The 10,778-nt window shown below is 40.2% G+C and carries 6 protein-coding genes; 5 read left to right on the top strand and 1 reads right to left on the bottom strand.

What is annotated here, in order from left to right:
• From CHB71_RS11095 to CHB71_RS11080, 4 genes are all read left to right on the top strand, one after another.
• Positions 1-1,353: tail fiber domain-containing protein (locus tag CHB71_RS11095; RefSeq protein WP_179213384.1), on the top strand; the 1,353-nt coding region annotated here is incomplete at its 5' end.
• Positions 1,350-2,552, top strand: a complete 1,203-nt coding sequence (locus CHB71_RS11090) for a gliding motility-associated C-terminal domain-containing protein (protein ID WP_089356973.1) — start codon at positions 1,350-1,352, stop codon at positions 2,550-2,552. The genes CHB71_RS11095 and CHB71_RS11090, both read left to right, overlap by 4 nt.
• Entirely contained in the window at positions 2,549-3,583 is a 1,035-nt protein-coding gene (locus CHB71_RS11085) for a PorP/SprF family type IX secretion system membrane protein (protein ID WP_179213383.1), read from the top strand. Before CHB71_RS11090 ends, CHB71_RS11085 begins: the two co-directional genes overlap by 4 nt.
• Positions 3,584-3,648: 65 nt before the next feature.
• Positions 3,649-5,880: an OmpA family protein gene (locus CHB71_RS11080; protein WP_179213382.1), complete on the top strand. Its 2,232-nt coding sequence runs from the start codon at positions 3,649-3,651 to the stop codon at positions 5,878-5,880.
• A 1-nt stretch (position 5,881) separates the two neighbouring features.
• On the opposite strand, the gene CHB71_RS11075 is transcribed toward CHB71_RS11080, so the two are convergent.
• On the bottom strand, positions 5,882-8,785 hold the full coding sequence (locus CHB71_RS11075) for a CHAT domain-containing protein (RefSeq protein WP_144017397.1): 2,904 nt from the start codon (positions 8,783-8,785) through the stop codon (positions 5,882-5,884).
• 333 nt (positions 8,786-9,118) lie between these two features.
• Here CHB71_RS11075 and CHB71_RS11070 point away from each other — a divergent pair, with 333 nt between their 5' ends.
• Positions 9,119-10,732 carry a SulP family inorganic anion transporter gene (locus CHB71_RS11070; RefSeq protein ID WP_089356969.1) on the top strand — a complete coding sequence of 538 codons (1,614 nt, stop codon included), beginning with the start codon at positions 9,119-9,121 and terminating at the stop codon, positions 10,730-10,732.
• Positions 10,733-10,778: the final 46 nt, after the last annotated feature.

Below are 10,778 nucleotides of genomic sequence, written 5' to 3'. Positions count from 1 at the left end.
TCAACTACCAATGAAATTCAGGATCTAAACCTTTCCGGTAACGATCTTACAATCACTGGAAATGGGGCGGCAACTACCATCGACCTAAGTGCATATCTTGATGATACAGATACTCAGCTAACCGAAGCGGAAGTGGATGCGTTCGTCGCTAACAATGGATACTTAACTACCGAAGCTGACGGGTCAACTACCAATGAAATTCAGGATCTAAACCTTTCCGGTAACGATCTTACAATCACTGGAAATGGGGCAGCAACTACTATCGACCTAAGTGCATATCTTGATAATACCGACACCAACCTTACAGAAGCGGAAGTAGATGCGTTCGTCGCTAACAATGGATACTTAACTACCGAAGCTGACGGGTCAACTACCAATGAAATTCAGGATCTAAACCTTTCCGGTAACGATCTTACAATAACTGGAAATGGAGCGGCAACTACTATCGACCTGAGTGCGTATCTCGATGATACAGACACCAACCTTACAGAAGCGGAAGTAGATACGTTCGTCGCTAACAATGGATACTTAACTACCGAAGCTGACGGGTCAACTACCAATGAAATTCAGGATCTAACTTTTACCAGCGGTATTATTGCCTTATCTAATGATCCTGGAGCTACAACTATCGACCTAAGTGGATATGACAGCAATGCTTCCGATGACTTCAACGGTGATTACAATTCGCTGTTAAATAAACCCACCCTTGGGTCGTTGGCAGCACTTAGCACAATAACAACAGCAGAAATCACAAACTCAACTATCAATGCAGCAGATATCAATGCAACTGTTGCAGGTGATGGACTAGCCGGTGGAGCCGGCACTTCTCTTTCGGTTCAGTTAAATTCATTTTCAGGGTTAGAAATCAGCAATGACACATTAAGAATGCAAGATGTATTCGCAAGCCCGGGAACAAGATCAATAGCAGTTACTGGATCTATTACCATAGACAAAAAAGGACGTGTAACAGCAGTCAATGGTACCCCGTCAGACAGGCGATTAAAAGAACAAATAAATCCATTGAGCGGGGCATTAGATAAAATCGACTCACTTGGGGCATATACTTACTATTATAAGAATGGCAATTTTGATAAAAGCCTTCAGTATGGATTTATAGCCCAGGAACTTGAAAGTGTATACCCTGATCTTGTAGAAGAAAATGATGGATTCAAGTCAATCAAATTTGGATTCGTTGTACCGATTCTTTTTCAAGCAGTAAAAGAACAGAAAGAAGTCATTTCATCTTTGAATGAAGAAGTTGAAAGCAACCAAATAGAAATAAAAGACCTGAATGAGCGAATGGCTGAACTTGAGGAAAAAATGGCACTACTTCTTGGAAAATCTCAGGAATGATCAGGCTCCTAACGATATTGCTTTTTTCATTAGCCGTCTGCGAAGCTGCTGCTCAACTGTTTACAGGTGCGGCAACAAGTATTAGTCTGGGAGCCGAAACCGACTTACACATCAGTGGACAAGCATACCTAAATGGAGACATTGAAAACAATGGAGAAATTAATTTTCAGCATGATGTAGATTTTGGAACGATCAATCAAGTTGGGCATATTTCGTTATCCGGCAGTGGAAATCAGTCGCTTTTCGGGAATACGGTCTCATTTACATCCCTTCTTGTGAATAATGAGGATGGTATCAGTCTTTTTCTTGATTCCGCTCATGTAGGTGCGTCTTTGGATCTTGTTAATGGAATAGTTTTCACCAATAGTACCGTTTTAAAAAGCACTGGTTCAATATCCAATGAATCTCAGAATTCCTTTATTGAAGGTTCACTTTTAGTCAGAAAAACAAATACCGGAGACCAGCTTTTCCCAATGGGCAAAGACGGAATATTCAACCCCTTGACACTTTCATCTCTTCCCGGAAATTCAGAAGTCAAGGTTACGATGATTAACCCTGATTTAAGTTTTCCTATTGTTGGTGATTCGCTAATCGGAGTATATGGAAATTTAGCATGGTCTATTGAATACATGGGAGAACGTGCTTCTTCTATTCCTACTCTAGCTTTTAATGGAATTAACCTTGCTGAATTAATAACAGATAGCACAATAAGAGCTCCTGAATATAAGCCTGTCATCGCATGTTTGCCACCCGTAATGAACAGCTATCACCTCTTAAAAACATCAATGTTGAATAAAAGTGACGATCGCACATTTGGAAAAATTATAGCCGCTCAAAACCTTCTTCTAGAAACCGGAAACAAATACATTTTAGCAATCGGACTACAACCGGCAGCTTCAGAGCTTCAATTTTATGTGCCAAACATTTTTTCACCAAATGCCCAAAACCATACGAATAAAAAATTAAGACCATTTCTTCAGGGAACAACAATAAATTCACTTGAAATGACCATTTGGGATCAATTCAACAATGTCATTTTTCAGGAATTCTATTCGAATCCGGACATGAACCTAATAGGATGGGACGGCTACCTACCAAATGGAAAAGAAGCTCCACAAGGCGCCTATTTCTATTCAATTGAGCTCAATTCTGCAGATGGCAATTTCAATAAAAAGAGTACGACATTTCTGACACGGTGAGATACATTATTACTATAGCGCTATTTTTTGGTATGCGAGTTGTCATTGCTCAGGATGGTCAATTCTCTCAATTCTTTTCTACATCCATTCATCTCAACCCTGCTTTCGCATCTTTTGAATCTGCTCCTACCTTGAAGGTAAACCACAAATCAGCGCAAGAAACCAAAGACGGATCTGTGAAGCAGCTTAGTTTGGCTTCTTTCATTCACCCATTGCAAAAAACGACCTCCAGGGTACAACAAAACGGTGGCATTGGACTGACTGTGGTACAGGAGAAAGCAGGATTCAAGGGCGTTTATCAATCTACAGCTGCTTTGGCGACAGCATCTTATGTGATTCCATTTGATGTTAAAGGATTGATGAAGCTTTCTTTCGGCCTGCAGGGCGGAATCGTAATGAACAAACTAAATACTGATGGACTCCAATTTGGATCTCAATACAATCCCTATATCGGTTATGATAATACGCAACAAGGAGAAAAATTAAACGAAAATGGAAACACTTATGCAATTTTTAATAGCGGCTTTATATTTTCTTTTACTGATCATGAAAATCCGCTTCTTCAGCAAAATGCATTCCTTATAGGAATCTCAGCTGACTATCTAAATAAACCAAAAACAAGGCTTATTGCCAATGGCGTGGGTAGAAAGGCTTCCGTCATTAAAACGATAGCTACAGCCAAGATTCGAATTTCCAGGAACCTTTTTATTCACCCCTCTTCGCTAATTCTTAGAAAACGAGGACAATTTCAATTTAACAACGGAATGTACTTTTCAACCTATGTTGATCCTAAAGCGACAACTATTGTTCAAATAGGTGGGTGGTACAGGGTCAATGATTCCTTCATCTTACTTGGAGGAATACGATACAAAAACATGCAAGTAGGTGGAAGCATTGACTTCAATAGTTCATCAATCAACTCAAATGAAGTCATCGTCTCGGATCAAGGTAACTCGACGTTTGAAATATCATTTTCCTACAGTTTCAATAAGCTCAATTCAATTATTAAGGTGAATAACCCATTATTTTGAGAGTTTTTAAAGCGATATTTTTTCTAATGAGCCTGACAGTAAGCTTGGGCGGGTTTACGCAATCCATGAATCAACTTAAAACAATAGCAGATCAATATTATGAGGCTGGCGAGTTTAGTGAAGCAATGGACTTCTATCAGCATATTCTTGAGATGAAGCCAGGTCAAAAACAAACCTGTTTCAAATTAGCGATGAGTGCATATAACTCATTGAAATATCAAGAGGCTAAATTTCATTTTCAAGAACTCTTGGTTGATGACTATTTCAATGCTGAAGCCATTTATTACTATGGCGTTTTACTTAAAATGGAAAGTGCATATCAGAAAGCAGATTCTGTTTTTCAAAAGCTTTTAAAGCAGATTGATAATCAGGATGAACTATATGACATCACTAAACTTCAAAAAGAAGGGTGCCAATTGGGTCTCCGACAATCTTTAACTAACAACAACAGGAATTTCAGAAAGATGTATGGCATCAATACAGATGGCAATGATTTTGGTGCAATCAAATACACAGATGATCAGATTGTACTCTCCACATCATCCAAAACAAAGAAAAAGCAATACCTGGATAACCAGTATGGTGGATTGCTACCTAATGTTGTCAGCTTCGATTTAGGCGACTCAACTGTGACTCCCAACAAAGCTTTCTCAATACTCAACTCCCCCTGGTCAGAAGCCACAGGATCGTTTTCCAAAGATGGCAAAGCCTTCTACTTTACGCATTGTGATCAAAACAAGCCATGTAAAATCGTAAAATCTCTGTATGTTGATGGCAAATGGAGTCAAGCTCAACCATTAGATGAAAATATAAATAGGGAAGGCTTTCACTCAAAGCAACCAAGTATCAGCGTCACAGGTGATACCTTGTTTTTTAGCTCTGACAGGCCTGGTGGAATTGGTGGAATGGATATCTGGATGTCAATTAAAGCGAGTGAATCAGAATGGATGGTTCCCATTAATATGGGAGCCGCGATTAACACCCATGCGAATGAAATTACCCCTTATTACTCTTCAGCTTTTGGAGGTCTGGTATTTTCATCCAATGGGCAAGCTGGATATGGAGGCTATGATTATTATCTAGCAAAAGGGATTTCATTCTATTCACCGCAGATTTATAATCTAGGACCCCCATTTAATAGTCCTTTTGATGACACGTATTTCCACCCTGGTTTCGCTTCATCTAACAGGTCTGGTGATTTTGATATTTACACCTACGATTTTCAAGGTGAAATTGAGTTATTAAAAAGTTTTCTTACCGAAGAGGCGCTGATTCAAATGGTTCAGTTAGTAACCAATTCCTTAAGCCTGGAAACCTTTCGAATCGAAGATTTTAAAAGCTATGAACTGTTTGATCCTACGCGTCAGCTAGAAGTGGTTACAAAATCCAAACATCTTCACCGTAACATAATCGGATCTGCAGAACCGGGATCAATTGCCCGGTTGCGAATTTCAAATGAAATAGAAATTGCCACATTAGTAGATAAAAAAGGTGAATTTGAATTCAGGCTTTTACCTGACACCATTTCGAAGTTTCATGTGAAGGTGAATCAGGAGGAAGTAGAGTCGTCTGTTCTTGGTCTCTCATATTTCTACTATGAATATGAGTTTGAAAAAATCTATTTCGATTTCAATTCAGATCAGCTAAGAAGTGAATCAAAAGAGACGCTCAAGGACCTTCTAGGTCAATTTGATATCGAAAATATATTGTTGGTCGATATACATACTCATGCAGACCATATTGGAAGTGCTGCGTACAATTTTGAGTTAAGTGAACGAAGAGGGATTGCTGCAATGAATGAGCTCCGTATGCTTGGCATTCCGCCTCAGCAGATGCGTGTATTTGCAAATGGAGAGGGCAATCCACTTAGCATATCAGACTCTTGGTATAGTCGATTATTCAACAGACGTGCTGAATTAAGAGTCTATACAAAAGAACCTGTGACATTTTCACATCCTGAAATATTCTTATTGAAGAAAGACATAAGCCTGGACAAAGCATCTGAAATTTTAGCCATCAGTCCTTCAAAATTGAAAGAATGGAATGGTTTAACGTCTCAATTACTAAAAGAAGGTCATGTGCTTCGTGTGTTTGACCCAAAGCATACGACTCCAAACCTCCGCTATATCATACCGGAATCAGACTTGGATAAAACATATCTGAACTATATCGTAAAGCAAGGAGATACCGTGGCTTCCATTGCCAATAAGTTTGGTGCCATTGAAGAAATAATTATTGAAATCAATCAAATCAAAGAAGCGCTCAGCCCCGGAGAAGAAATTGTGATTTACTTATAGCTTATTTCTTAGAAACCAGAATGAATGAGCCCCATTCTTTGGGGTCTGGGTAAATGGTCCGATAAGCTGCTCTGGCTTCAAAAAATGCTTTATCTACATCAGGCTCATCTACCAGGTAGCTGTAAAACAGATTCATAAACTCCCTGGTTTCCAAATCACCTACCTTGAGCAATGAAAGAACAAGGTGACTTGCTCCCGCTACTAAAAAGGCTCTCTGCAAACCAAATACGCCCTCCCCATTTCTTACCTCACCTAATCCTGTCTCGCAAGCAGACAACACGACCAATTTAGTTCCCTCAAGATTAAGGTTTATTACTTCGAACGCAGTTAATAAACCGTCTTGATCACTTCCCCCTTTTGACAGCACAATACCTGAATTAAGTAATGGGTTGTTATCCTCAATGACTGAAGAAAAATATCCGTGAGTTGCAATGTGTAAGATTCCTTGCCTGGAAATTGACTTCACTCTTGACTCTGTAGCTAAGTCAAAAATGAGCGTATCTGTCTCCCAGCCATTGGTTCCTAAAATGTAACTTACATCTCTGGCTTCATCTGCAGCTTGAGGAAGTTGATTTAATCGAATCTCTGCTGGGTTTTTGGAAAAATCAGGGTTTCCGATAGTAGTAGCGGTCTGATAGTAATTCGATTCTTCATTTTCAATAATATCCTTTCCACTTGTAATGACTACCGTATGGTATTTATCCGCCACATATTCCATTTTGGCAGGGTTATAAAAAATCGATGGGTTCATTTTATGCCAGATGCCATCAGGTGCATAGTACAACTTTTCAATCCCTTCTAATTTCTGATCTATCGCCTGCCAAAATGCTCGATAAGTTGTGTTATCCTCTACTCTAAACAATAGCGAGTTTTTATAATTCTTATAGAATTTGGTGAAGTCAAATCCTGTCGGCCAACTTATTCTTTGCAATCTGCCATCAGGCCAAATAATAAACCCGACATATCGGGATTCATCAACGAACCCCTGACTTAAAGCAGAATCTCCTCGTAATTCAAAATCTTTAAATTCAAGGATTTCCAGAAGAGCTGTAGAATCAGGCAAAGCATTAGAGATATCTTCCCATGAATAAAAGGTGTTTTCAACCTGATCCTTAAATGCTCCAACCGAAAGACCAATCTCTTTTTCTAACTGTTGAGTCTCCTCCTCCAAACCAGTAATTTCTAAACCAAGTCTGTTACGCTCAGCAGAAGTCATCAGGTACGCTCTGGCAAGCTCAAATTTCTTCTCCCGCCAAAGGATGTATTTATTTCGAAGTTTCGTGTCGTACGAATTGGTAACCAGCAATCGAAGTTTATCAGATGTATAAAAAAGTGCCGATTTTGTATTGATATTGAAGTTTAGAGCTTTCTCAGCCCATACCGTATTAAAGTAGTTTTCTGAAAAGCTGACTGAAGAAAATCGCTGTAGATCAATTCGGATGTCATTGTAAAATAAGGTTCTCTGTCGATCGGTGAGTACGGGGAATACATCATACATATGCCTAACGTCAATCTGCAAGGCTGAATCAAAATAGGTTAATGCGCGCATTGTGTCACCTTTTGCCAACAAATTCACGCCGAGCTCTTTAATACTTTCGGCGTATAGGTGATGCTGTGAACCCAGCACTTTTCGTTTTATGACCGATGATTCATTGAGCAGTCTAGTGGACATATCTGTATATCCCAGCAATTTGTACACTCTTGAGACATTGGAGAGTGTAGTTGCATAGTTGATGTGATTAGTACCATAAAGAACCCGGTCCGAGTCCAGTACCTGCGTATAATATGACAGTGCTCTTTGTGGATTTCCTTCCGCTAGTGTCAGGCCAGCCAGATTATTTAATGTATTACTGTAATCAGGATGAAGAGTTCCAAAGGTTTGCTTGAATAGCACCAGGCATTCTTGAAAATTAGACTTTGCATTTTGAAAGTCTCCTTGGCGCATGCTAATCACACCCAGGTTATTGAGCGCATACGGTTCAATGATATTGTAATTATTACCTACTTTCTTTAAAAGTTGAAAGTACTTTTTTGCATTATCCAAATCATTGATCCTAAAGTAGAGTAGCCCTAGATTATTTAGCGACTCTACCAGCAAAAGGGTATCATCCGGAAAATGAGTTTCCTTAAAATTTATGTTACTTAAGAGTTCCACCTCTGAAGTAGTAAAATCCCCTTCTTTATACTTTAGTTTGGCCAGTCTGTCTACAGCCCTCGTGTGAATCATGGGAAATGATGATCTCAAAATTTGAACTGCTCGTTCCAGGTCTTCATTGGCCTTTTCATATCTTCCGTCAATGGTATGAAGCGTTCCGGATTCAACCAACAACACTCCTTTAATTGAATCATTGTCACTGAAAAATTCCTCTCTATAGCTTTCAGCTTCAGCTAAAAACTTCTCACTTAGATCGTACTGCCCTGTCTCTCGATAAAAAATAATTGTCCTCATCAAATGATTGAAGTAAGCTAACGGGGAATTGGTTTTACCTACAAGTTCACTTGATTTTACCAGGTAGTTTCCAGCCGTTCGGTAGTTTCCTACATCCTTATGGATACTGAAAAGGTTTTCATAAAATGGCACAAGCTCTATACTTGTAGAATCTGCTTCTTTCAGTTTCAGATCCAGTGCACTTTTTAGCGATGCAATGGCATTTGATTGCTGATTGAGACTCATATATACTGAGCCCAGGCTTGAATAAGCTTCCGGATATCCGATTTGATCTTTGCACACTCCAGAGTCCAATAAAGCTTTCAGCTTATTTGCCACTTTGGTTGTGATCACCGCATTGGCTTTCATCATTAACTGCGCACTGTCTAACAATTGAAGACATTGCTGACTACTACCAATAAATGGCATCAATGACAGGAATACGAATAGTGAAAATTTTGCGAGAAATTGAATCACGGTGAAAAAGTAACCAAAATAGGGTGCCAAATGTTTTTTATTCGTGAGGGCCAGATATAATTCGATAAACAAACCAAATCATAGCTAGGCTGATTATTATTTGAGGCGAGGTTGAACCATTAGATTTCATCAGTTCTATTAACCATAAGACAGACCTCTCATACTTCCAGAAATAACCAAACAAACCCTGCTCCCCATCCCCGAATATTCTATCTTTGCGCGCTCATTTAAGCACAGCAATGAAATGAGCATTGGTGAGTATAATTAGAATTTAATTCTGATCAATTCCAATGCGAATTCCTTGCGTGCCTATAAAAAACAGACTCGACACACGTGAAAAGATTATTCCGAAACTTCACTTTTAATCCTAAAAATGACATCCTATCCGGGCTTACGGTGGCACTCGCACTGGTACCGGAAGCAGTAGCCTTTGCCTTTGTGGCGGGAGTTGACCCCATGGTTGGACTGTATGGAGCATTTATGATGGGAATCGTCACATCCATGTTTGGCGGAAGACCTGGCATGATCTCGGGAGCTACTGGCGCCATGGCAGTAGTGATGGTGCACATGATCCAGAAGGGTAATGAAGTGGGAATGACCTTAGCCACTCCAGTGGAAAACCTGGGACTACAATGGCTCTTTATTACGCTACTTATTGTTGGTGTTATTCAATCTATGGCAGGAGTATTGCGTCTTGGAAAATTCGTAAGACTCATTCCACACTCAGTGATGATGGGCTTTGTAAACGGGCTTGCGATCGTCATCTTCCTATCTCAGCTAGGTCTTTTCAAAGAGCGTGTGAACGGCGAATACCAATGGATGCAAGGACAAGACCTTATCATCATGCTTGGTCTGGTAGGCTTAACAATGGCTATCATGTTTCTTCTGCCTAAGCTCACAAAAAAAATACCTTCTGCCTTGGTCGGTATTGTAGTGGTAGCATGCATCACCATTTTTGGAGGGCTGGATGTGAGCACTGTTGGATCTTTCATTAAAGAAGGCGGGGGAAACGGATTGGAAGGGAGTCTACCAAGTCTCCAATTACAAATCTTTGGTTTGCTCGATACGCTCAATGGTCATTGGGGATTGATCATCTCTACTGCTTTTCTATTAGCAGCTGTCGGCTTAATTGAGTCCCTCATGACTCTTAATCTCATCGATGAAATGACTGAGACCCGAGGGAGCGGAAACCGTGAATGTGTGGCGCAGGGTGGTGCAAATATTCTTAATGGCCTGTTCGGTGGAATGGGCGGGTGCGCGATGATTGGTCAGTCAATCATCAATGTAAGCTCCGGTGGTAGAGGACGTCTCTCAGGAATTACCGCAGCAGTCGCATTACTATGCTTCATCCTGTTTGCAGCTCCCCTCATTGAGCAAATCCCAATCGCAGCATTAGTTGGTGTGATGTTTATGGTGGTAATCGGAACCTTCGCCTGGAGTAGCTTCCGCATCATTAATAAAATCCCATTGGCTGATGCCATTGTTTTGGTAACCGTTTCAGCAATCACCGTATGGCAGGATTTGGCTATCGCGGTAATCGTGGGGGTGATCATGTCTGCATTGGTTTTTGCATGGCAAAACGCGACAATGATCCGAGCGCGCAAATTCATGAAAGAAGATGGCACCAAGGTGTATGAAATCTGGGGGCCCCTCTTCTTCGGTTCCGTTCAGGCATTCAATTCTAAGTTTGATGCAGCCAATGACCCTGAGGTTATTGAATTGGACTTCATGGAGTCCAGAGTGAGTGATCACTCAGGTATTGAGGCCATCTATGCTCTGGAGCAGAAATACAAAGAATATGGCAAACAAGTCAAACTGGTTCATTTGAGTCCTGAGTGCAAAACATTGCTTCATAAAGCCAGTCCGGAATTTGAACATATGATTGTATCATCCATCGATGATCCGCGCTATCATGTGGTCACAGATTTAATGGATAAGGAAGTTTGATCAATTTGTAACTCTTTGATAATCTCAAACGTCCTAAATTGGTCAA

It is taken from the genome of Ekhidna lutea (genome assembly GCF_900188325.1).
GTDB classification, from domain to species: domain Bacteria; phylum Bacteroidota; class Bacteroidia; order Cytophagales; family Cyclobacteriaceae; genus Ekhidna; species Ekhidna lutea.
The sequence above is the reverse complement of the archived record's forward strand: the minus strand, read 5'-3'. Positions and strand labels throughout refer to the sequence as shown.